Origin of the sequence: Streptomyces sp. NPDC052042, from assembly GCF_044548345.1 — a bacterium.
Classification (GTDB): domain Bacteria; phylum Actinomycetota; class Actinomycetes; order Streptomycetales; family Streptomycetaceae; genus Streptomyces.
The window spans coordinates 230,295-253,161 of sequence record NZ_JBIUBU010000007.1 but is presented as its reverse complement, the minus strand read 5'-3'; the positions used below and the strand labels follow the sequence as shown (position 1 = coordinate 253,161).

General features: G+C 70.0%; 17 protein-coding genes. 6 read left to right on the top strand and 11 right to left on the bottom strand.

Annotated features, from left to right (window positions below):
• Positions 1-17 precede the first annotated feature (17 nt).
• The 3 genes from ACIHCL_RS15320 to ACIHCL_RS15310 all read right to left on the bottom strand — a co-directional run bounded on the left by ACIHCL_RS15320 (position 18) and on the right by ACIHCL_RS15310 (position 4,095).
• Positions 18-1,310 carry a hypothetical protein gene (locus tag ACIHCL_RS15320; RefSeq protein WP_399861738.1) on the bottom strand — a complete coding sequence of 431 codons (1,293 nt, stop codon included), beginning with the start codon at positions 1,308-1,310 and terminating at the stop codon, positions 18-20.
• A 467-nt stretch (positions 1,311-1,777) separates the two neighbouring features.
• Positions 1,778-3,376, bottom strand: coding sequence for a polyamine aminopropyltransferase (locus ACIHCL_RS15315; RefSeq protein WP_399861737.1), 1,599 nt, complete (start codon positions 3,374-3,376; stop codon positions 1,778-1,780).
• Between the two features lie 194 nt (positions 3,377-3,570).
• A complete protein-coding gene (locus tag ACIHCL_RS15310; protein WP_399861734.1) occupies positions 3,571-4,095 on the bottom strand; it encodes a DUF2617 family protein in 525 nt (174 codons plus the stop codon).
• A 1,107-nt stretch (positions 4,096-5,202) separates the two neighbouring features.
• On the opposite strand from ACIHCL_RS15310, the gene ACIHCL_RS15305 reads away from it, so the two are divergent.
• Positions 5,203-6,384 (top strand): pyridoxal phosphate-dependent aminotransferase, encoded by a 1,182-nt coding sequence (locus ACIHCL_RS15305; protein WP_399861732.1) that lies wholly within the window; start codon positions 5,203-5,205, stop codon positions 6,382-6,384.
• Between the two features lie 345 nt (positions 6,385-6,729).
• Positions 6,730-8,451: a methionine--tRNA ligase gene (gene metG / locus ACIHCL_RS15300; protein WP_399861729.1), complete on the top strand. Its 1,722-nt coding sequence runs from the start codon at positions 6,730-6,732 to the stop codon at positions 8,449-8,451.
• Positions 8,452-8,625: 174 nt separating this feature from the next.
• Here metG and ACIHCL_RS15295 read toward each other — a convergent pair whose 3' ends face one another.
• Both ACIHCL_RS15295 and clpB read right to left on the bottom strand, forming a co-directional pair.
• Positions 8,626-9,171, bottom strand: a complete 546-nt coding sequence (locus ACIHCL_RS15295) for a YbjN domain-containing protein (RefSeq protein ID WP_399861727.1) — start codon at positions 9,169-9,171, stop codon at positions 8,626-8,628.
• A gap of 295 nt (positions 9,172-9,466) precedes the next feature.
• Positions 9,467-12,100: an ATP-dependent chaperone ClpB gene (clpB, locus tag ACIHCL_RS15290; RefSeq protein ID WP_399861724.1), complete on the bottom strand. Its 2,634-nt coding sequence runs from the start codon at positions 12,098-12,100 to the stop codon at positions 9,467-9,469.
• Between the two features lie 194 nt (positions 12,101-12,294).
• Here clpB and ACIHCL_RS15285 point away from each other — a divergent pair, with 194 nt between their 5' ends.
• On the top strand, positions 12,295-12,699 hold the full coding sequence (locus ACIHCL_RS15285) for a pyridoxamine 5'-phosphate oxidase family protein (protein ID WP_399861723.1): 405 nt from the start codon (positions 12,295-12,297) through the stop codon (positions 12,697-12,699).
• A 202-nt stretch (positions 12,700-12,901) separates the two neighbouring features.
• Here the strand turns inward: ACIHCL_RS15285 and ACIHCL_RS15280 are convergent, their stop codons facing one another.
• On the bottom strand, positions 12,902-13,222 hold the full coding sequence (locus ACIHCL_RS15280; protein ID WP_399861720.1) for a (2Fe-2S)-binding protein: 321 nt from the start codon (positions 13,220-13,222) through the stop codon (positions 12,902-12,904).
• Positions 13,219-13,521 carry a 5'-nucleotidase gene (locus ACIHCL_RS15275; protein WP_399861717.1) on the bottom strand — a complete coding sequence of 101 codons (303 nt, stop codon included), beginning with the start codon at positions 13,519-13,521 and terminating at the stop codon, positions 13,219-13,221. Before ACIHCL_RS15275 ends, ACIHCL_RS15280 begins: the two co-directional genes overlap by 4 nt.
• A gap of 264 nt (positions 13,522-13,785) precedes the next feature.
• Between ACIHCL_RS15275 and ACIHCL_RS15270 the strand changes: the two genes are divergently transcribed.
• Positions 13,786-14,637, top strand: a complete 852-nt coding sequence (locus ACIHCL_RS15270) for a helix-turn-helix transcriptional regulator (RefSeq protein WP_399861879.1) — start codon at positions 13,786-13,788, stop codon at positions 14,635-14,637.
• A gap of 547 nt (positions 14,638-15,184) precedes the next feature.
• On the opposite strand, the gene ACIHCL_RS15265 is transcribed toward ACIHCL_RS15270, so the two are convergent.
• The 4 genes from ACIHCL_RS15265 to dnaK form a co-directional block, all read right to left on the bottom strand.
• On the bottom strand, positions 15,185-15,631 hold the full coding sequence (locus ACIHCL_RS15265) for a heat shock protein transcriptional repressor HspR (protein WP_399861715.1): 447 nt from the start codon (positions 15,629-15,631) through the stop codon (positions 15,185-15,187).
• 1 nt (position 15,632) lies between these two features.
• Positions 15,633-16,808: a molecular chaperone DnaJ gene (gene dnaJ, locus ACIHCL_RS15260; protein ID WP_399861713.1), complete on the bottom strand. Its 1,176-nt coding sequence runs from the start codon at positions 16,806-16,808 to the stop codon at positions 15,633-15,635.
• Positions 16,809-16,901: 93 nt separating this feature from the next.
• Entirely contained in the window at positions 16,902-17,555 is a 654-nt protein-coding gene (gene grpE, locus ACIHCL_RS15255; RefSeq protein WP_399861711.1) for a nucleotide exchange factor GrpE, read from the bottom strand.
• Complete coding sequence (dnaK, locus tag ACIHCL_RS15250) at positions 17,552-19,390, bottom strand: molecular chaperone DnaK (RefSeq protein ID WP_399861709.1); 1,839 nt, start codon at positions 19,388-19,390, stop codon at positions 17,552-17,554. The genes grpE and dnaK overlap by 4 nt, the downstream gene beginning before the upstream one ends.
• A gap of 277 nt (positions 19,391-19,667) precedes the next feature.
• Here dnaK and ACIHCL_RS15245 point away from each other — a divergent pair, with 277 nt between their 5' ends.
• Both ACIHCL_RS15245 and ACIHCL_RS15240 read left to right on the top strand, forming a co-directional pair.
• A complete protein-coding gene (locus ACIHCL_RS15245; RefSeq protein WP_399861706.1) occupies positions 19,668-20,453 on the top strand; it encodes a sugar transferase in 786 nt (261 codons plus the stop codon).
• A gap of 102 nt (positions 20,454-20,555) precedes the next feature.
• Positions 20,556-22,823 carry a (Fe-S)-binding protein gene (locus tag ACIHCL_RS15240; RefSeq protein ID WP_399861704.1) on the top strand — a complete coding sequence of 756 codons (2,268 nt, stop codon included), beginning with the start codon at positions 20,556-20,558 and terminating at the stop codon, positions 22,821-22,823.
• Positions 22,824-22,867 lie beyond the last annotated feature (44 nt).

The window sequence follows — 22,867 nt, the reverse complement described above, 5'->3', positions numbered from 1 at the left end:
CGACATTAGTGGCGCGGCTACCTCCGTCGTCGCAACGCGCGGCCGACCACGACGGCCGACGCGAGCGCGAGCGCGGCGGCGGGGGCGACCCAGCGGAGTGGGACTCCCGTGGTGGTGGACTCGGGTGATGGCACGGGCGCGTATCTGCCGCGCGGCGGCGCGTGGTCGACCTCCTCGGCACTGCGGCCGATCATGGTGCGCCTGGCGTGCGCGGCCTCGGCCGGGGGGCCGTCGGGGACGGTGAACCCGACCTCGTCCTCCGGGTCGAGCGACGGCGGAGGCACGGGGGCGTCGAAGACGGAGCCCGTGCCCGGGGGCCCCTCGGCGGAGGGAGCCTCGTCCGGGGCGGCCTCGGGCGTGGGCGGCGTGTCGTCGTCGACGCCGTCGTCCACGCCGTCGGTCTCGTCATCGCCGGAGCTTCCCGGGGCGGGAGCGGCGGGCCGCACGGTGGCCGCTCCCGTCGTGTCGGCCTCCTCGGCCCCCTCCTCGATGGCCTGCTCCACCGCTTCCCCGACGGATCGCTCGGCCTCGTCGAGGGCCGCGTCGTCCAATCCGTGAACCGCCTCACGCTCCGCACCGGCCTCCGGGCCGACCTCCCGACCGGCCTCCGCACCGGATTCCCGACCGGCCTCCGCACCGGATTCCCGAGCGGTCTCCGCACCGGTCGCCGGGCCATCCGCGGGCCCGTTCACCGGACCCGCCTCGGTCTCTTCCGCCGGGCCACCCGCGGCGCCAGCCTGCGGACCCTCGACCGCCTCGCCGTCCGTCAGCGTTTCCGTCACGAGCTGCTGTGTGAAGCGGTCCAGCAGCCGGACAGCGGCCGTGAGCGCTGCCGATGGGTCCAGGTCCAGAATGCGGCCATCACCGGTCGCCGTACCTGTGAACCGGATGGCCGTCCCGCTGTCCCTCTCCGTCAGGGCGACCGTCAACGTCAGCTTGGCCGAGCCACCGCCCCGGGCCTCGACACCCTCGCCCACGACCAGGACCTCGCACCGCCGCAAGCGTTGCTGGCCCGCCGGCCCTTCCGGGCCCCCGGTGTCTCCCGAGCCCCCGGGCCTTTCGGGGGCTTCCCGCCCCTCAGAGTCCGCCGTGCCGCCAGGGCCGTCCTGCGGCACGACGGTGAGCCGCAGCGCACCTCGATACGTGATCGTGTGGCCGTCGGCCCGGATCCTCAGCCGGCCCGACAACGGGTCGGCCGACGCGTCGGCGTCCTGTTGCAGTCCGGGCACGCAGCGGGCGACACGGGCGGGATCACTCAGCGTCCGCCGCAGGGACGGGACCGAAACCGGAACGAACACCTCATGCTCCATGAAAAACGAGCCTACTCAGCCCCGGCCGTCACGTCAGCGGTTCCGCGTCACGAGGTGTGGGGCGCGGCTCGGCATTCCTCGTACGGCCCGGTGTTCCTCCCCTGTGTGCGGGCTCATCGGTCTCCCCGAGACTCGCCCCGCCCCGTCCCGCCCGCCCGCCCGACGCCCGGACGGCAGAGCCCTCCCGCTGGATACGGCACGCCCCCGGCCCGGACCGGGCGTCCGCTCAGCACACCGACCCCGCCCGGACAACACGCTCCCCCTCCACCGACCTGCACACCGCCTCCGGCCCCGGACTACACGCCTCCGCCCTCCGACCGACATACCTCCGCCCCCGTCCAGCACTCGCCCCCATCCAGCACTCGCCGCCGTCCTGAACATCGCCGCCCTGGACATACGCACACCACCACGCCGGTCGGGGACGTACGCTCCCCTGCCCAGACCGCTCACCACTCACCACTCACCACTCACCGTTCCTCCCAGTACCGCGGATGGACCAGCGTCGACGGGGGCAGCCCGCGCAGCCGGGCGCCCTCCGCGTCCCGCCCCGCGCGCATCAGCGAGGGCCCCGTCAGCGAGCGCAGTCTCGGCGCCGACGCCATGAGCCGGAGCGCCGGATCGCGCTCCGCGCCGGCGAGCACGAACCCCCACCCGTGCTCGGCCTGCGCCCGGTGCGTGGCCCGGTCGGGTCCGGCCGCGAAATCGGTAAGCCGGCCACTGATCCGGTACGGTCGGGTCCGCAGACCCGCCGCCCTCATCGATGCCTCCACCGTCCAGTACGTACGCGGCCGGGACACCGGGGGGCCGCCGTGCACCACCAACCGCCCGCCCGGCGCCAGGACCTCGGTGACCAGCCCGTAGAACTCCGCCGAATAGAGCTTCGTACTGGCGGAGATCCCGGGATCGGGCAGGTCGGAGATCACCACGTCGTAGCGGCCGCGCGCGCTCCGTAGCCAGGTGAAGGCGTCCGCGCCGACGACCGTCATCCGCGCATCGCGGTACGCGTGGTGGTTCAGCGCCGATAGGGCGCGGTCGGTACGGGCCAGCCGGATGAGACCCGGGTCGAGCTCGACGACGGTGACGCCGCGCACGTCCGGGTAGCGCAACACCTCCCGGGCGGCCAGACCGTCGCCGCCGCCCAGGATCAGCACGCGGCCATGCGGACCGCCCATCGCCGGGTGCACCAGCGCCTCGTGATAGCGGTACTCGTCACGCGCGCTCACCCGCAGCCGCCCGTCCAGATAGAGGTCCAGGGAGCCGCGCCCCGACCCCGTCAGCACGACCTCCTGCACGTCGGTCTGCACCGCGACCCGCACCCCGTCCCCGTACACCGCGCGCCGCGCCGCCCGCTCGAAGTCGCCGACCAGCGCGGTGGCGACGGCGAGCGCGGCGATCACGGCCACGTTGACGACGATCAGCAGCCACCGGGAACGCGGGGTGAGGTCCCGCCGGAAGACCCACAGCACCAGCGCCCCGCCCGCCGCCGCGTTGACCGCGCCCGTGAACAGCGCGCCGGTGAGCTGCCCGAGCACCGGCAGCAGCACGGAGGGGAACGCCAGTCCGCCGACCAGCGCGCCCACGTAGTCGGCGGCGAAGAGATCCGCGACGGCGCCCCCGGCGTCCTGCCGGTCGACCCGCTGGATCAGCGTCATCAACAACGGGATCTCCGCACCGATCAGGATCCCGATCGCGAGCGAGAACCCCACCAGGGCGTACCGCGCCTCCCCGAACCAGGCGAACGTCGCGTACAGCACCACCGCCGACGAACCCCCGACGAGCGCGAGCACGGCCTCGATCAGCCCGAAACCCACCGCCGCCCGGCTGCGTAAACGTTTCGCGAGAAGCGAGCCGACGCCCATCGCGAACACCATCACGGAGAGCACGACGGACGCCTGGGTGACGGAGTCGCCGATCAAGTACGAGGCGAGCGCCACCAGTTCGAGCTCGTACACCAGGCCGCAGGCGGCACAGAAGAAGACGGCGGACAGCACGAGCCAGCGGCCGGCCCTCGGCCGTACGGAAAGATGCGTCGCGCCCCCTCGCAGCGATACCTGCTGGTCGATCATGTTGCGAACGCTACGTTACGAGAAGGTGGCTTTTTGTCACCCACACGTGTGTAAGTGGCGTCCTCACAACGGAAGTTGGGCCCCGCAAGGGTTTCCGGCCACAGAGAAGTCGCCCTTGAGGGAGTCACCTCCGAGGGAGTCACCTCCGGGGGAGGCGGTCCCGGAGGAATCTCCCCGAAGGAGACCCGTCCGATTCAGAGCGTCGCCGCCGCCGGCATCCGCACCCCCACGCGCGTGCGCGTCACCACCAACTGCCCTTCCTGCGGGTACGCGTGCCAGGTCCGCCACTGCACCTGTTCCCCGGTCCGCCGGGCCAGCATCGCCGTGAAGGCGTGCGGGCTGCCGGGGAACGTCCCGGCGAGACCGTGCGGATGGTCGGCCACCAGCGCGAGGAGTTCCTGGGCGCGCCCCGCGAACGAACCCGCCGAGAGCGTCTCCACACGGGCTGCGAATTCGTACTCCCACTCGCCGAGCCGCTTGGCGACCCCGAGCGGCAGCGGCGTGCTGCTGCCGGGAATGCACGCGACGGTTTCGGAACAAGTGCCGTGCTCCTCCTCCAGGATCACCTGGTGGGAGGCGCCGAGCAGGCGCAGTTGCAGTCGGGCTCCCGCGAGATCGAGGTCGAGCACGGCCAGGGCGGGGAGCGGTTCGCGCCCCAACGCCCAGGCCAGGTCAACAGCGCGGGTGTCGGAGTAGGCCGTCTGGAGGGTCGTGAGCATGGGTCGGCTCCGCAAGAAAGCGTGGACGCATGGGACAGGGGACGCCTCCGACGCGATGCACCGTGGGGGGTTGGGAAGCGCCCGATCAGGTCCAACTCGGGTCCGAGGGCTGGATGTTCTCTCCACCGAGGGAATCACGAAGTAAGCCGCATCCACAGCGTTTTTGACCAACTTGACGTGGTTTCCATCCCCCCGGGGGCCCCTCAGTTCATCTGTTCACCGGATAACTCGCGAAAGCGCCGAAAAAAGGGTGCCCGGCGGGAATCAACCCAGCGGGCGCCTTCCTTGCCCTGACGCCGGACACGGCTACCGGACTCGATGGCCGGCCGTCCGCCGGCCGCCGACGCCGGGCATCGCGCACCGTGCACCGGGCGCGACCCTCCTTCGCCCGTTCCAGAACGCCCGATCCGCTTCAACTCCCTGCGGCGGTCATCGCGTTACGCCCTCCGGCACGTCGACAACGCTTCACCAAGGGCTCGATGGCGACCCACGTCCTCACCCACCAGGTGACACCGGCGCGGTACCGACCGCACCATGCCGACCGCACGGTGCCGACCGCCATGCCGACCGCCATGCCGACCGTACGGTGCCGACCCCACGGCGCCACCTGGCACCGACCGGAAGCCGGCCGCACCGTGTCAGTCGCCTCCGCCGCCGCAACCCCCACCGCACGAGGAGTGGCTGCCCCCGCACGAATGACCTCCGGAGTGACCCGAGTGACCACCCGAGTCACCGGCGGTCCCGCAGGACCCACCACTGCTGCCGCCCGCCCACCAGCTGTCGCCACCGCCACCACTGCCGCCCCGGCCGCGACGCCCGCCCTTCCCTCGCGCCTTCTTCCGGTTCCCGGCCTTCACCAGGAGCGAGACGATCAACCCGATCACGGCGACCGCTATCACCACTCCGACGAAAATCTCCATCGACCTCACGTCCTTCCGTTCCCCCGAAGCGAGGTCCCCCGCTTCTTCGCGCGCCGCCGTGTCCAGCCGACACGTCGTCGTGCCGTTCGACACATGATGGCGCCGCTCTCCTACGGCGGATGCCCCGCCCCCGTTCCCCCGAAAGCGGACTTGAGCAACTCCAGAGCTTGCGCGCAGGATGGCCGCCATGACTCAGGGACGACCGCTGCTCAACCGCCGCCTCGCCGGGTTCGGCACGACGATCTTCGCGGAAATGTCGGCACTCGCCGTGCGGACCGGCTCCATCAACCTCGGTCAGGGCTTCCCCGACACCGACGGCCCGGAGGAGATCAGGGAGGCCGCGGTGCGCGCCCTGCGCGCCGGACACGGCAACCAGTACCCGCCGGGCCCGGGCATCCCCGAACTGCGCACCGCGATCGCCGACCACCAGCGACGGCGCTACGGGCTCGCCCTCGACCCCGACACCGAGGTCCTGGTCACCGCGGGCGCCACCGAGGCCATCGCCGCGGCCCTGCTGGCGCTGCTGGAGCCCGGCGACGAGGTCATCGCTCTGGAGCCGTACTACGACTCGTACGCCGCGTGCATCGCCATGGCAGGCGGAGTCCGCGTGCCCGTGACCCTCCACCCCGACCCGGCCGCCGGCACCTACCGTCTCGACCTCGACGAGCTGCGGGCCGCCATCACCCCCCGCACCCGGCTGATCCTGCTCAACACCCCCCACAACCCCACCGGCACCGTCCTCACCCGCGAAGAACTGGGCGCGATCGCCGCACTGGCCTGCGAACGGGACCTCCTCGTCGTCACCGACGAGGTCTACGAACACCTGGTCTTCGAGGGCGAGCACCTCCCCCTCGCCGCCTTCCCCGGGATGCGCGAGCGCACCGTCACCATCTCGTCGGCCGGCAAAACATTTTCGTTCACCGGTTGGAAGGTCGGCTGGGCCATGGCAAGCGCCCCGCTCATCACCGCCGTCCGAACCGCCAAGCAGTACCTGACCTACGTCAACGCAGGCCCCTTCCAGTACGCGATCGCCGAGGCGCTCCGTCTGCCGGACGCGTACTTCGACGGCTTCCGCACCGACCTGCGACGCAAGCGCGACCTGCTCACCGACGGCCTGCGCGCGGCCGGGTTCGAGGTCTACCAGCCCCAGGGCACGTACTTCGTCACCACCGACATCACCCCCTTCGGGGAGAAGGACGCCTACGCCTTCTGCCGCGCCCTCCCCGAACGCTGCGGCGTCGTCGCCATCCCCAACTCCGTGTTCTACGACGATCCGGGCGCGGGTCGCAGCCAGGTCCGCTTCACCTTCTGCAAGAAGGACGACGTCCTCCACGAGGCGGTCGGCCGCCTCCAACGCCTGGCGTCCTGAACGCACGTTCCATTCGTGTCGTGCCGAGCGTGCGGATGGGCACAGCGGGCGCGGGCTTTCGGCGGAGTGCCGAATCCAGGATGAGGAGCGCCTCGGCCGTCCGAGACCCGTTCGGCCGCCTGTCTCGGACGGCCGAGTGCCTTGAGCATTCCGCCCCGGGCGGCCTGAAATCCGTGGGGTCGGGGAAACCCCGGTTCGATACGATGCCGGTGGCATGTAGACCGTTCCGTCACCATATGTGACGTCAGAGTGCGATCCGAGTGACCGCATCGGCTGCAGCTTTCCGACTTGGGCCCGCCGTGGCACCGTCACCGGCGCCGTACGTACGAAATGGAGCATCCGAGGATGGCTCGACACCTGGTCACCAGCGCGCTTCCCTACATCAACGGGATCAAGCACCTGGGCAACATGGTCGGGTCGATGCTTCCGGCGGATGTGTACTCCCGGTACCTCCGCCAGCGCGGTCACGACGTCCTCTACATTTGCGCGACCGACGAGCACGGAACGCCGGCCGAGCTGGCCGCCAGGGAGGCCGGGCTCTCCGTCGCCGAGTTCTGCGCGCAGGCACACGACGCCCAGAAGGCCGTGTACAACGGCTTCGAGCTGGCCTTCGACCACTTCGGCCGGAGCTCCTCGCAGCAGAACATCGAGATCACCCAGCACTTCGCACGCAAGCTGAACGAGAACGGCTTCATCGAGGAGCGCGCGATCCGCCAGGTGTACTCGCCGGTCGACGGCCGCTTCCTGCCGGACCGGTACGTCGAAGGCACCTGCCCGCACTGCGACTACGACAAGGCCCGCGGCGACCAGTGCGAGAACTGCACGCGCGTCCTGGACCCGACCGACCTGATCGACCCGCGCTCGGCGATCAGCGGCTCCACGGACCTGGAGGTCCGCGAGACCAGGCATCTGTTCCTGCTCCAGTCCAAGCTGCAGCAGGAGGTCGAGGAGTGGGTCGCCACCGTCGGCGCGAAGTGGCCGCACCTGTCCTCGTCCATCGCCCGCAAGTGGCTGACCGAGGGCCTGAACGACCGTGCCATCACCCGCGACCTGGACTGGGGTGTGCCCGTCCCGGCCGACACCTGGCCGGAGCTCGCAGCCGAGGGCAAGGTCTTCTACGTCTGGTTCGACGCCCCGATCGCGTACATCGGCGCGACGAAGGAGTGGGCGGACGCCGCCACGGACGGCGAGACCCGCGACTGGAAGTCGTGGTGGTACGACGCCACCGACGTCACCTACACCGAGTTCATGGCGAAGGACAACGTCCCCTTCCACACCGTGATGTTCCCGGCCACCGAACTCGGTGTCCGGGAGCCGTGGAAGATGGTCGACTTCGTCAAGGGCTTCAACTGGCTGACGTACTACGGCGGCAAGTTCTCCACCTCCCAGAAGCGGGGCGTCTTCACGGACGCCGCCCTGGAGATCCTTCCCGCCGACTACTGGCGCTACTTCCTGATCGCCAACGCCCCGGAGTCGGACGACTCGTCCTTCACCTGGGAGCATTTCACCGCCACGGTCAACAAGGACCTGGCCGACACCCTCGGCAACTTCGTCAACCGCGTGCTGTCCTTCTCCCGGAAGCGGTTCGGCGACGAGGTCCCGGCCGGCCGGGCCGCCGGTGAGGCGGAGGCGAAGCTGGGCGAGGAGATCGCGCACCTGCTGGCCGAGTACGAGGAGCACATGGAGGCGCTCCAGTTCCGCAAGGCTGCCGCCGCCCTGCGCGCCCTGTGGTCCGCGGGCAACTCCTACCTGGAGGAGAAGGCCCCCTGGCTGGAGATCAAGACCGACGCGGACGGCGCGGCGCAGACCCTGCGCACCGCGATGAACCTGATCCACCTGTACGCGGTCGTCTCCAAGCCGTTCATTCCGGCCTCGGCCGCCGCGATGCGCGGGGCCTTCGCCCTGGAGAACGACACCGCGACCTGGGTGACCGCCGAGCAGGCGATGTCCCTGGACGCCGTACCGGCCGGAACCGCGTTCACCGTGCCGCCGGTGCTCTTCGCGAAGATCACGGAGGAGGACCTGGGGTCCTACCGTGAGCGCTTCGGCGGTGCCCCGGACGCCTGACTCTCTCTTTCCAGCCCGTACCGTCCGTGTGCTCATCGGGCAGTACGGGGGTGAGAAGCGACGCGGCCCGGCCCGGGGCGGCGGTCCATGGCTGATGGATACCGCCGCCCCGGGCCGGGCCGTCGTTCCCGTGCGGGACCTGGGTGGGCCGGGCGGCCCGCACGGTCATGCGTCTCAGGCGTCCGTGGCTTCCGGGTTCTCCTCGGCCGGGATCAGGCCGAGACGCTCCTGGAGCCACCTGTCGAACTCGATCGAGGCACGCACCCAGCTCACCGTCGAGGAGACGAAGTGCTCCAGGCTGACGCCCGTGCCGATGAGCATCTGGGCCTCGCCGATCAGGCGGATCGAGACCTCGGTGTCCTCGGAGCCTTCCTCGGCCTCGTGGGTGTGCGTGTAGACCTTCGGCCACAGGGTGCGGCGGTTCCAGTCGTCGATCGCGTCGAGGAGGACCGCTCGCTGGTCCGCGGCGTGCGGGCGGTCGTAGAACGTACGGACCGAGAAGACCTGCTGCTCGGCCTCGCCGCGGAACATGAAGTAGGTACGGAAGTCCTCCCACGGCGCGGCGAGGTCACCCTCGTCGTCCACGACGTACTTCAGTTCCATCTGCTCCAGGAGCTGCTTGACGAGGTCCTGGTCAGGGACGACGGGGCCCTCCGGTCCTGCGGCCTGCGGTTCGGGCTGGCCCCCGAAATTAGGAATCGAGGACGGATCGATGCTCACCGTGGTTTTCCCTTCGTGCGGTTGCCGACATCCTCCCCCATGGCGGGCGGGGGATGGCAAGCCCAGACGGCCCCGATCCGCCACGAGCTGACAAGCAGCCGGTGCGGCCGGTCCTGCCGGGGCCCCGAGGGAAGGGCGCCCGACACGGCGACGGGGCGCCGTCGCCCCGGCCCCGGACCGGAGGCGGCCCGGGGGCCGGGGCGGTGACGCCGCAGGGCCGGAGCGGTGACACCCCCGGCCCCCGAGCGGTCACCACCCGGGGACCGGAACGGTCACGACGCAGGCCCCAGGGCGGTCACGGCGCGGCGCCGACGAGCAGTTCGTCCCCGGCCCGGTCCACCCGGACCGTGTCCCCGTCCCTGACCTCGCCCGCGAGGATCTCCCTGGCGAGCCGGTCCCCGATCGCCGTCTGGATGAGGCGGCGCAGCGGCCGGGCGCCGTACGCCGGGTCGTTGCCCTCCTCGGCCAGCCAGGCCAGGGCCTCCGGCGTGACGTCGAGGGTGAGCCGGCGGTCGGCCATCCGCTTCGCGAGCCGGTCGATCTGGAGCTTCGCGATGTGCGCGAGTTCGTCGCCGGTCAGCGCGGAGAAGACCACCAGGTCGTCCAGACGGTTCAGGAACTCCGGCTTGAACGAGGCCCGTACGACCTCCAGGACCTGCTCCTTCTTCACCTCGGGCTCAAAGATGGGGTCTCCCCCGCTCGAACGAGGTCGAGAGCTTGGGGACGGGTCCATCAGGAACTGGCTGCCCAGGTTCGAGGTCAGGATCAGGATGGTGTTGCGGAAGTCCACCGTCCGGCCCTGCCCGTCGGTGAGCCGGCCGTCGTCCAGGACCTGGAGCAGGATGTCGAAGACCTCGGGGTGGGCCTTCTCCACCTCGTCCAGCAGCACGACGCTGTACGGGCGGCGGCGGACCGCCTCCGTGAGCTGGCCGCCCTCCTCGTAGCCGACGTACCCGGGCGGGGCACCGACGAGCCGCGCCACGCTGTGCTTCTCGCTGTACTCGCTCATGTCGACGCGGACCATGGCCCGCTCGTCGTCGAACAGGAAGTCGGCGAGCGCCTTCGCCAGCTCCGTCTTGCCGACCCCGGTCGGGCCGAGGAAGAGGAACGATCCGGTGGGCCGGTCGGGGTCGGCGATCCCGGCGCGGGTGCGCCGTACCGCGTTCGACACCGCCCGCACGGCCTCGGTCTGGCCGATGAGGCGCTTGCCGAGCTCGTCCTCCATACGCAGCAGCTTCTGGGTCTCGCCCTCCAGCAGGCGCCCGGCGGGGATGCCGGTCCAGGAGCCGACGACGTCCGCGATGTCGTCCGGGCCGACCTCCTCCTTCACCAGCTTTTCCTTGGGTTCCTTGGCCGCGACCTGCTCGGCCTCGGTCGCCTCCGCCAACTCCCGCTCCAGGCTCGGGATCTCCCCGTACAGCAGCTTGGAGGCGGTGTCGAAGTCGCCGTCGCGCTGGGCCCGTTCGGCCTGGCCGTGCAGTTCGTCGAGGCGCTCCTTCAGCTCGCCGACCCGGTTGAGGCCCTGCTTCTCCTTCTCCCAGCGGGCGTTGAGGCCGCGCAGCTCCTCCTCCTTGTCCGCGAGGTCGCGGCGGAGCTTCTCCAGGCGCTCCTTGGAGGCGGCGTCGGACTCGTTCCTGAGCGCCAGCTCCTCCATGTGCAGGCGGTCGACGGAGCGCTGGAGCTCGTCGATCTCGACGGGCGAGGAGTCGATCTCCATGCGCAGCCGGGACGCCGCCTCGTCGACCAGGTCGATGGCCTTGTCGGGGAGGAAGCGGGAGGTGATGTAGCGGTCGGACAGGGTCGCGGCGGCCACCAGCGCGGAGTCCGCGATGGACACCTTGTGGTGCGCCTCGTACCGGCCCTTGAGGCCGCGCAGGATCGCGATGGTGTCCTCGACGCTGGGCTCGGCCACCAGCACCTGCTGGAAGCGCCGCTCCAGGGCGGGGTCCTTCTCGATCCGCTCGCGGTACTCGTCGAGCGTCGTGGCGCCGACCATGCGCAGCTCGCCGCGGGCCAGCATCGGCTTCAGCATGTTGCCGGCGTCCATGGCGGAGTCGCCGCCCGCGCCCGCGCCGACGACGGTGTGCAGCTCGTCGATGAACGTGATGATCTGGCCGTTGCTCTCCTTGATCTCGGAGAGGACGGTCTTCAACCGCTCCTCGAACTCGCCGCGGTACTTCGCGCCCGCGACCATCGCGCCGAGGTCGAGCGAGACCAGCCGCTTGTTGCGCAGCGACTCGGGGACGTCGCCCTTCACGATGCGCTGTGCGAGTCCTTCCACGACGGCCGTCTTGCCGACGCCGGGCTCGCCGATGAGCACCGGGTTGTTCTTGGTACGGCGGGACAGCACCTGGACGACCCGCCGGATCTCCTGGTCCCGGCCGATGACCGGGTCGAGCTTGCCCTCCCGCGCGGCGGCCGTGAAGTCCGTGCCGAACTTCTCCAGCGCCTTGTACTGCCCCTCCGGGTCGGGTGTGGTCACCCGGCGCCCTCCCCTGCTCTTCTCGAACGCGTCCAGCAGCCTCTTCGCACTCGCCCCCTGCCCGGAGAGGATCTCACCGGCCCGGCCGCCCTTCGCGGCGATGCCGATCAGCAGGTGCTCCGTGGAGATGTAGTCGTCGCCGAGGTCCTTCGCGCGCTGGGCGGCGTCCGCGATGACGGCCAGCAGCTCGCGGTCGGGCCGCGGCGGGGCGACGGTCGAGCCGGTCACGCTGGGCTGCGCGCCCAGGAGCCGTTCGGTCTCGGTACGCACCACGATCTGGTCGGCCTCGGTGGCGGCGAGCAGATCGGTGATGTTCTCGTTGTCCTCGCCCGCGAGCAGCGCCAGCAGCAGGTGTCCCGGAGTCAGATCCGGGTGACCGTCCTTCACGGCCCTGCTGGTCGCCGCGTTGAGGGCGTCCCGGCTCTTGTTGGTCAGCTCTGCGTCCACGTGTGTCGTCTCCTCCCTGCGGTGGCTGCTCTCTCCACAACACTGACTTTGCCAACGTCTACTAAGTTGAGTCTATTCCACTCAACCTGATTTTCGCTCACCCTCATCGCCCCGCGTGTGCGCGGGATCGGAGTGCGCCCGGCCGACCGCCCCGCGCCGACCGGGATGTCCGAGGCCCTGCCTACTCTGGGCCCATGGCAGTCGACCCGATGGACCCGGCCCCCGAGTACCTCGCGTTCTGGCGCGAGCGCCACCTGTGCACCCTGACCACACCCCGCCCCGACGGCACTCCGCACGTGGTGCCGGTGGGTGTGACGTACGAGCCCGAGACCGGAATCGCCCGCGTCATCAGCGACAAGAGCAGCCGGAAGGTGGCCAACGTCCTGGCCGCCGGTCCGGACGGCGCCCGCGTGGCGGTCTGCCAGGTCGACCGGCGCCGGTGGGCGACGCTGGAGGGGCGCGCGAGGATCCGTACCGAACAGGAGGCGGTCGACGGCGCCGTGCGCCGCTACACGGAACGCTACGGGCGCACACCGGCACCCAATCCGGACCGGGTCGTCATCGAGATCACCCTGGACCGGGCCCTCGGCAGGGCGTGAAGCCCGGGAGGGTCGCCGGGACGCCCCGGCGAGCAGCACGGCGGCGGGCCGTCGGGCGTGAGTCCTGCACGGCGGGACGGCGCCCGGCCGAGGGCATGAGGACCGCGAGCACGGGAAAGCACAACGGCGCCATCGTGTTCAGGTCACGATGACGCCGTTGTGTGGGGGAGTGACTGAGCGACGTGTAACGACGGGGGATCGCTCAGGCACTGCGGGGGGTGGCGGAAATGGTTTCTGGCTCGATCAGCTGGTGGTCCCGCCGGTCGAGGTTGACGAAGATCATGTCGTACCGGATCGCACAGCGGACGGGCTGCGGCGCTCCGCGCGGCTTGCGCAGGCAACGGTACGCACGCACCTCGTCGTCCTCTTCGCGTGCGACAACGATGGGGTCGCCGAACAGAGTGACCATCAGCGAGTCGCCACGACCGGGGAGTGCTGTGACGAGATCGATGAAATGCCAACCCGATCGGTAGGCCGTGGCCATCTCGCGCCGGAAGCTCCGGTCGTCCGGCGGGATGGTCATGCGCCCAGGTGATTCGGCGTGGACCAGGCGATGTCATCGGGCGCGGCTGCCGCCCGGACGCCCCATGCGATGTCGTCCTGGGCGGAGGCCGGTGTGCCCCACGCGATGTCATCAGGCGCGGACGCCTGGGTGGACCAGGCAATGTCACCAGGCGCCGCCGCCTGGGTGGACCACGCAATGTCACCCGGCGAGGATGCCGCCTCGCTGCTCCATGCGATGTCGCTGCCGCTCACTGCCCCGAGTCCCAGGGCTGCGGCGAACGAAACGGCAAGCGCCGAGCGAAGCATTCGCTTATACATAGTCGGCTTCGTCCTCACTTGTGGATTCTTCTCCCCCGCACCTAAGACGATGTCTCACCTGGGCACACGAACACCACTGGGTCGATGCATCATGTTCCTGCATGTTCAGGAACCTGGGGGGTGGAGAATATGGTCACAAGCAATACAAATCCGACACATCCTCATGGGATCGCCGAACTCTGCGAGCCAGGAGCCCGGCTGTACGCCAGCGCTTTGCGCTTGGGACGTATTGCCAGGAGCGAAGTGGGGCCGGCCCCCTGCCTCATGGACTTCGCCCTGCTGCACCCCGACCCCGACGACGCCGACTGGCTGCGGCCCGTTCAGCCGTCCGCCGTCCTGGCGAAACACCTGCACCCCATCGAACGCGAGATCCAGGAGCGCCGACGGCATTCGGTGCTGCTCACGGAGTGCTTCGAGCCGTTCATGGACATCAGCGCCCAGGACCCGCCGACCACTCACGCCATCACCGTGCTGGAGGGGGTCAACCGCATCAACGCGGCACTCGACCTCGCCACTGCGGAGTGCCGTTCGGAAGTGCTCACCGTCCAGCCCGGCGGCGGACGCAGCGAGGATCGCCTCAGCGAAGCCCTGGAACGCGGTCTCTCCGTGGTGGACCGGGGTGTCAGCATCCGCACCCTCTACCAGCACACCGTACGGCACAGCCCCGGCACCCTGGCCTACGCCGAGCGGATGGCCGACGACAACGTGGAGATCCGTACGCTCGAAGAACTCATCGAGCGCCTCATCATCTTCGACCGCACCGTCGCGTTCATCCCCGCGCAGGACGACCGCCAAGTCGCCCTGGAACTGCGCCATCCCGGGCTGGTCGAATACCTCGTCAAGGTCTTCGAGCAGCTCTGGAGCCGTGCGGCACCGCTCCTGGAGGAGGTGAAGTACGAACCGACTCCCAAGGGGATCAGCGGTGTTCAGCGTTCCATCGCCCAACTCCTCGTGGAGGGGCACGTCGACGACTCGATCGCCCGCCGCCTCGGCATGAACGTCCGCACCTGCCGTGCGCACGTCGCCAAGCTGTCCGCCGTTCTCGGCAGCAACAGCCGGGCCCAGCTCGGCTATCTGATCGCGCGCTCGGGGATTCTGGAGCAGGACCCGGACTGACGGGGGCGCGGTCGCGAAACAGGTCGGATCGCCCGTCGCGCAACACGTCGCGTCGCGATCGCGAAGCACCGGGCAGCGCCCGCCGAGCACCCGGTGCCCCGTACGGGCGGCCCCGCCCCGGCCCGTCCGACTCCTCGCACGCCTACACGCACGCGTACCGCCCCCACCGCGAGGTGAGTGGGCCGACACCCTGCGGGCCGCGAAGGGCCGCCGGCCACCCCCGTACGGCCGAGGCGCCTCCCGGTCGCGCTCTCCCCGGGCCCGCCCTGCCCTGTGCGGCCCCGGGCGAGCGGCGCGGCGGGCCCAGGACGCCTCCAGGAAGGCTCGTGCGGCTCACACGGGCAGGAACGAGTGGCAGCGTGCGGACGCACACGGCAGAGCGCCGGGGAGGCGGCTGTCAGCCGTCCCCCCGGCGCTCCGGCCGGCCCGTGGCGCTTCCCTGCGCTCCGGGCGACCCCGTGGCACCTCCCGGGGCTCCGGGGCGCTCCAGAGGCCCCTGGACGCGCCCGCCCCGCTCAGTCCCCGCCCCACTCAGTCCCTGGACCGCTCAGTCCCTGGACCGCTTGGGCCGCCAGACCACCAGCGCGCTGGTCTGCTGGACGTCCTGGTACGGCACCAGGTCGCGGCGGTACGAGGCGTGCACCTGGGCCTCGCGCTGCTGCATCGCCGCCGCCGCGCCGTCCACCGCCGCCGTGAGCTCGGCGACGCGCTGCTGGAGCGCGGCGACCTGGTTCTCCAGTTCGATGATGCGCTTGATACCGGCGAGGTTGATGCCCTCGTCCTGCGACAGCTGCTGAACCGTGCGCAGCAGTTCGATGTCACGGGCCGAGTAGCGCCGGCCGCGCCCGGCCGTGCGGTCGGGCGAGACCAGCCCCAGACGGTCGTACTGGCGCAGTGTCTGCGGATGGAGGCCCGAGAGCTGGGCCGCGATCGAGATCACGTACACCGGTGTCTCATCGGTCAGTTCGTACGGATTACGTCGTCGGCCGTCCACCTCAAACTCCCTTCGCAGCCTGGAACAGTCCCGCCCGCGGATCACTGCCCGCGGTCGCCTTCCGATAGGCCTCCAGCGCTTCCCTGGCCTCTGCGCTGAGGTCCTTGGGCACCGTCACCTCGATGGTGACCAGCAGGTCTCCCCGGGTGCCGTCCTTGCGTACCGCGCCCTTGCCGCGGGCGCGCATGGTGCGCCCGTTGGGGGTGCCGGCCGGCAGTTTCAGGGTGACCGGCGGGCCGCCGAGCGTGGGCACCTTCACCTCGCCGCCGAGCGCCGCCTCCACGAAGTCGACGGGCACGGTGACCGTGAGGTTGTCGCCCTTGCGCCCGAAGACCGGGTGCGCGTCGACGTGCACCACCACGTACAGGTCGCCGGCCGGTCCGCCGCGCTCGCCGGGGCCGCCCTTGCCGCGCAACCGGATCCGCTGGCCGTCCGAGACGCCCGCCGGGATCCGGACCTGCATGGTCCGGGCGGACTTCGCCCGCCCGCTGCCCTTGCAGACATCGCAGGGGTCCTGGGCGATGAGGCCCCGGCCCTTGCAGTCCACGCAGGGATCGGTGAGCGAGAAGCCGCCGCCGCTGCCGCGCGACACCTGGCCGGTACCGAGACAGGTCGGGCAGACCCTGGGGGTGCCGTTCTTGTCACCGGTGCCGGAGCACGCCTTGCAGGGCGCCTGGCTGGACATCCGCAACGGGACCGTGGCGCCCTCGACCGCCTCGTTGAAGCTGAGCGTCACCTCGGACTCGATGTCCTGGCCGCGGCGCGGCTGCGTCCGCGTACCGGTACCGCCCCGGTTGAACAGGCCGCCGAACACATCGCCCAGACCGCCGCCGCCGAATCCGCCGGTCTGGCCCCCGCCCTGGGCACCTCCGAAGAGGTCGCCCAGGTCGAAGTTGAAGTTGCCGCCGGCGCCTCCCGGCCCGGCCCGGAACCCGCCGCTGCCGAAGAGGGCGCGCGCCTCGTCGTACTGCTTGCGCTTCTTGGCGTCGCCGAGGACGTCGTTCGCCTCGGAGATCTCCTTGAAGCGCTCCTCCGCCTTGTCGTCGCCCTTGTTGGCGTCCGGGTGGAACTCGCGGGCGAGCTTCCGGTACGCCTTCTTGATCTCGGCGTCGGTGGCGTCCTTGGGGACGCCGAGGACCTTGTAGTAGTCCTTCTCGACGAAGTCCTTCGTGCTCATCGACGTCCCTCCTTCCGGACGATCGGCTGTGCGGCCGGCCCGTGGGCCGGCCGCACAGCCGGGCGGTGCGTCACGAGATGGTCAGACGGGTCGTCAGACCTCCTCGGTGCCACCGCTCTCCTCGTCGGTTGCCTTCTCTTCCTTGGCCGCGGCCGGAGCCGCGCCCGGCTGCGGTTCGGCCACCGCCACCCGTGCGGGACGGATGGTGCGGTCGCCGATCCGATACCCCGGCTGCAGGATCGCCACGCAGGTCGTCTCCGTGACGTCCGGCGCGTACGAGTGCATCAGGGCCTCGTGGATCGTCGGGTCGAAGGGCTCGCCCTCCTTGCCGAACTCCTGCAGGCCCAGCTTGGCGACGACCGTTTCCAGCGATTCCGCCACCGACTTGAACCCGCCCACGAGCTCGCCGTGGTCCCGGGCCCGGCCGATGTCGTCGAGCACGGGCAGGATCTCGGACAGCAGATTCGCGGTCGCGATCTCCTTGACCGTGGCCCGGTCCCGCTCGACGCGGCGACGGTAGTTCTGGTACTCGGCCTGGAGCCGCTGGAGGTCGCCCGTGCGCTCGTCGAGCGCGGTACGGACCTGGTCCAGCTGGGCCGTCAGGCCGACGGTCTCCACCGTGTCCCCGGCCGGGGCCGCCTCTTCCTCCTTCGAGGGGGAAGGGGCGTCCTTCGGCTCGGCTCCGTCAGGCGTGGCGCCGGAAGGGACGTCGGGCTTCTCCTCGAAGCCCGGAGTCTCCTCGGTCACACCGCACCGCCCTTGGCGTCCTTCTCGTCCACGATCTCGGCATCGACGACGTCATCGTCCGCCTTGGCCTGCTGGGCGCCCGGCTGCGGGTCGCCGTCGGCCTGGGCGCCGGCGTACATCGCCTGGCCCAGCTTCTGGGAGACGGCCGCGACCTTCTCGGTGGCGGTACGGATCTCGGCGGAGTCCTCGCCCTTGAGTTTCTCCTTCAGCTCGCCGACCGCGGCCTCCACCTCCGTCTTCACATCACCGGGGACCTTGTCCTCGTTGTCCTTGAGGAACTTCTCCGTCTGGTAGACGAGCTGCTCGCCCTGGTTGCGCGACTCGGCGGCCTCGCGGCGGCGGTGGTCGTCCTCCGCGTACTTCTCGGCCTCCTCACGCATCCGGTTGACCTCGTCCTTCGGCAGCGAGGAGCCGCCGGTGACGGTCATCTTCTGCTCCTTGCCGGTGCCGAGGTCCTTGGCGGTGACGTGCATGATGCCGTTGGCGTCGATGTCGAAGGAGACCTCGATCTGCGGGACACCGCGCGGGGCCGGCGGCAGGCCGGTCAGCTCGAACATGCCGAGCTTCTTGTTGTACGCGGCGATCTCGCGCTCGCCCTGGTAGACCTGGATCTGGACGGACGGCTGGTTGTCCTCGGCCGTCGTGAAGATCTCGGAACGCTTGGTCGGGATCGTGGTGTTGCGCTCGATCAGCTTCGTCATGATGCCGCCCTTGGTCTCGATACCGAGGGACAGCGGGGTGACGTCGAGCAGCAGGACGTCCTTGACCTCGCCCTTGAGAACACCGGCCTGGAGCGAGGCGCCGATGGCGACGACCTCGTCCGGGTTCACACCCTTGTTGGCCTCGCGGCCACCGGTCATCTCCTTGACGAGCTCGGCGACGGCCGGCATACGGGTCGAGCCACCGACGAGGACGACGTGGTCGATCTCGGACAGCTGGATGCCCGCGTCCTTGACGACGTTGTTGAACGGCGTCTTGCAGCGCTCCAGGAGGTCGGCGGTCAGCTGCTGGAACTGCGAGCGCGTGAGCTTCTCGTCCAGGTGCAGCGGGCCCTCGGCGGACGCCGTGATGTAGGGCAGGTTGATCGTGGTCTCGGTCGAGGAGGAAAGCTCGATCTTCGCCTTCTCCGCGGCCTCGCGCAGACGCTGGAGCGCCATCTTGTCCTTGGACAGGTCCACGCCGTGCCCGTTGGCGAACTGCTTCACCAGGTAGTCGACGACCCGCTGGTCCCAGTCGTCACCACCGAGGTGGTTGTCGCCGTTGGTGGCCTTCACCTCGACGACGCCGTCGCCGATCTCCAGCAGCGAGACGTCGAAGGTGCCGCCACCGAGGTCGAAGACGAGGATCGTCTGGTCGTCCTTGTCGAGCCCGTACGCCAGCGCGGCGGCCGTCGGCTCGTTGACGATGCGCAGGACGTTCAGGCCCGCGATCTCGCCGGCCTCCTTCGTGGCCTGGCGCTCGGAGTCGTTGAAGTACGCGGGAACGGTGATGACCGCGTCCGTGACCTTCTCGCCCAGGTAGGCCTCGGCGTCACGCTTCAGCTTCTGCAGGATGAAGGCGCTCATCTGCTGCGGGTTGAAGTTCTTCCCGTCGAGCTCGATCTTCCAGTCGGTGCCCATGTGGCGCTTGACCGAGCGGATGGTCCTGTCGACGTTGGTCACCGCCTGGCGCTTGGCGACCTCTCCGACGAGCACCTCACCGTTCTTCGCGAAGGCGACGACGGACGGCGTGGTCCTGGCGCCCTCTGCGTTGGTGATGACGGTGGGCTCCCCGCCTTCGAGAACGCTGACGACGGAGTTAGTCGTGCCCAGGTCGATGCCGACCGCACGTGCCATTTCGATTCCTCCAGGATGACTACTTGAGTGGAACTCACTCAAGAATGCACGAGACGCATCCCAGTGTCAACAGAGTTGAGTCGAGCAGACTCAACTATCGTGCACCTGCCCCGCTCGCGTCGGCCACTCCGAGGCGACGGACGACACCCACTCCGCACCGGGAGCCCCACAAACCCTCCCTCATCATTGCGCTATGGGATCGTTCTGTCATAAACCGCAGTGAGTCACGCAAACCCGGCACTCCGGCCCGGCCGGTCCCACCAGGCAGGTGTGAACGATGCAGAGACAACAGAGACAGCACAGACGACAACGGGCGCAGGCACGAACACGGACACGGGGCGACACACGACAGCGCCCCGCGGACCGGCTCGGGGCGGCCCGGCCCCCGAAGCACCTCCGGGAACACCTCCGGGAGCGCCGCCCGGAACATCTCCCGAGGCGGCACCCGTCGGCCGAGCGGGCCCTGGACCTGGCCCTCGGGTCGGTCCTGCTGATCCTGGCTGCCCCGGCACTCGCCGCGGGCGCCCTCGCCCTCGCGGTGCGACGGCCGCCGGGCGGGATCATCGAGCGCTCACCCCGGGTGGGCCAGGGCGGCAGGGTGTTCGTCCTGCGCTCGCTGCGCACCCGGCGGCTGCGGCTCGACGTGCTCTCCCGCCTGCCGCACGTCGTCCGCGGAGACCTCTCCCTCGTCGGCCCGGAGCCCCTGGCACCGGGCGACCCCCGGACCCACCCCGCGGGCCCCACCGACCCCGACAGTCCCGGCGCCCCCTGTGGCCCTGCCGCCCCCATCGCCGCATCCATCGCGCGAGACTGGCGGAAGGAACTGAAACCGGGCCTCACCGGCCTGGCGCAGATCCGCTCCGGCTCCGGGATGCCGTGGGACGAACCCGCCCTGCTCGACCAGCACTACGCCGAGCACCGCGGGCCGGGCCTCGATCTGGCCATCCTGGCCCGCGCCGCACGGATCGCACTGCTCCGGGCGCTCCGCGGGATCGCCCGGCCCGGCAAGGCGCACCTGAGCGACACAGATCACCGCCGGTGCGGCTACATCGCCGCGGAATAAGTGGATAGTGTCAGCACAGACTGATTAAGTTACTGCTTAGTAGATGCCAGTATTCGCTCGTAGACGCTGGATCCCACCCTCGCAGGCCCGAGGAGCCCCCAAATGCAACTCGCCGCGATCATCGTGTCGCTGGTGCTGACTGTGGTCGGCGTTGCGCTCATCGCCCGAGCCGTCGCGCAGATCTACCGGTTCGTCACACTCGGACAGCCGGTCCCGGCAGGCAGCCGCACCGACAACCCGAAGCAGCGCACCATCACCCTGGTCAAGGAGTTCCTCGGCCATACCCGGATGAACCGGTGGGGGATCGTCGGCTTCGCGCACTGGTTCGTCGCCATCGGCTTCCTGACGCTGCCGCCGACCCTGCTCCAGGCGTACGGGCAGCTCTTCAAGGCCGACTGGGTGCTGCCGGTCATCGGGAACTGGGCACCGTTCGAGATGTACACCGAGTTCATCGGCCTGATGACGGTGGTCGGCATCCTCACGCTGATCGCCATCCGGCTGCTGAACCTGCCCTCGCGGGCCGGCCGCAAGTCGCGCTTCGCGGGTTCCAAGGCGTGGCAGGCGTACTTCGTCGAGTACGTCATCCTCACCATCGGCCTGGCGATCCTGGCCCTGCGCGGTCTCGAAGGCGCGATCCACCACGTCGACGGCTACGAGGCCGGGTACTTCATCTCGTACCCGCTGGTGCTCGCGTTCCAGGGCCTCACGCTCGGCACGCTGCAGAATCTCATCTACCTCGTCGCGGCGATCAAGATCAGCACCTCGCTGATCTGGATGATCACGGTCTCGCTCAACACCAACATGGGTGTGGCCTGGCACCGCTTCCTCGGCTTCCCGAACATCTGGTTCAAGCGGAACGCGGACGGCGAGTCGGCCCTCGGCGCGCTGCAGCCGATGACGTCCGGGGGCAAGGAGATCGACTTCGAGGACCCGGGCGAGGACGACGTCTTCGGTGTCTCCCAGGTCGAGCAGTTCTCCTGGAAGGGCATCCTCGACTTCTCCACCTGCACGGAGTGCGGTCGCTGCCAGTCGCAGTGCCCGGCCTGGAACACGGGCAAGCCCCTCTCCCCCAAGCTCCTGATCATGTCCCTGCGCGACCACGCGCACGCCAAGGCCCCGTACCTGCTGGCCGGCGGCGGCAAGACGATGGAGGGCGAGGAGAAGGCGTCCGAGGAGCAGCTGAAGGACGTCCCGGCCGCCGCGCTGGCAGAGGCCGAGCGCCCGCTGATCGGCACGGTCGAGGAGAACGGCGTCATCGACCCGGACGTGCTGTGGTCCTGCACCACCTGCGGTGCGTGCGTGGAGCAGTGCCCGGTCGACATCGAGCACATCGACCACATCGTCGACATGCGCCGCTACCAGGTGATGATCGAGTCCGCGTTCCCGTCCGAGGCGGGCACGATGCTCAAGAACCTGGAGAAGAAGGGCAACCCCTGGGGGCTCGCCAAGAAGCAGCGCGTCGAGTGGACCAAGGAGGTCGACTTCGAGGTCCCGATCGTCGGCAAGGACGTCGAGGACCTGACCGAGGTCGACTACCTGTACTGGGTCGGCTGCGCCGGCGCCCTGGAGGACCGGGCCAAGAAGACCACGAAGGCGTTCGCGGAACTCCTCCACATCGCGGGCGTCAAGTTCGCGATCATGGGCGGCGACGAGAAGTGCACCGGTGACTCGCCCCGCCGCCTCGGCAACGAGCCGCTGTTCCAGCAGCTCGGCCAGGAGAACGTGGCCATGCTGAACATGGCGTTCGGCGAGGACGACGAGGACGAGTCCACGAAGAAGGCCAAGTCTGCGAAGAAGATCGTCGCGACCTGCCCGCACTGCTTCAACACCATCGCCAACGAGTACCCGCAGCTCGGCGGCGAGTACGAGGTCATCCACCACACCCAGCTGCTCCAGCACCTCATCGACGAGGGCCGGCTGATCCCGGTGACCCCGGTCGAGGGCCTGATCACGTACCACGACCCGTGCTACCTGGGCCGTCACAACAAGATCTACACCCCGCCCCGCGAGATCATGGACAAGGTCCCCGGGCTGCGCCAGCAGGAGATGCACCGCCACAAGGAGCGCGGCTTCTGCTGCGGTGCGGGCGGCGCCCGGATGTGGATGGAGGAGCGGATCGGCAAGCGCGTCAACGACGAGCGCGTCGACGAGGCCCTGTCCCTCGACCCGGACATCGTCTCCACCGCCTGCCCGTTCTGCCTGGTCATGCTGACCGACTCGGTCAACGGCAAGAAGAACGACGGCAAGGCGAAGGAGTCGGTCCAGGTGGTCGACGTTTCGCAGCTGCTGCTGGACTCCGTGAAGACCCCGGCCGACCCGGCGGGCGAGGACGAGGCGGCGGACGAGCCGGAGCCGGAGCCGGTGAAGTAGACCGACCGGACCCGCTGTACGGACACAAGCGGCCGGACCTGCCT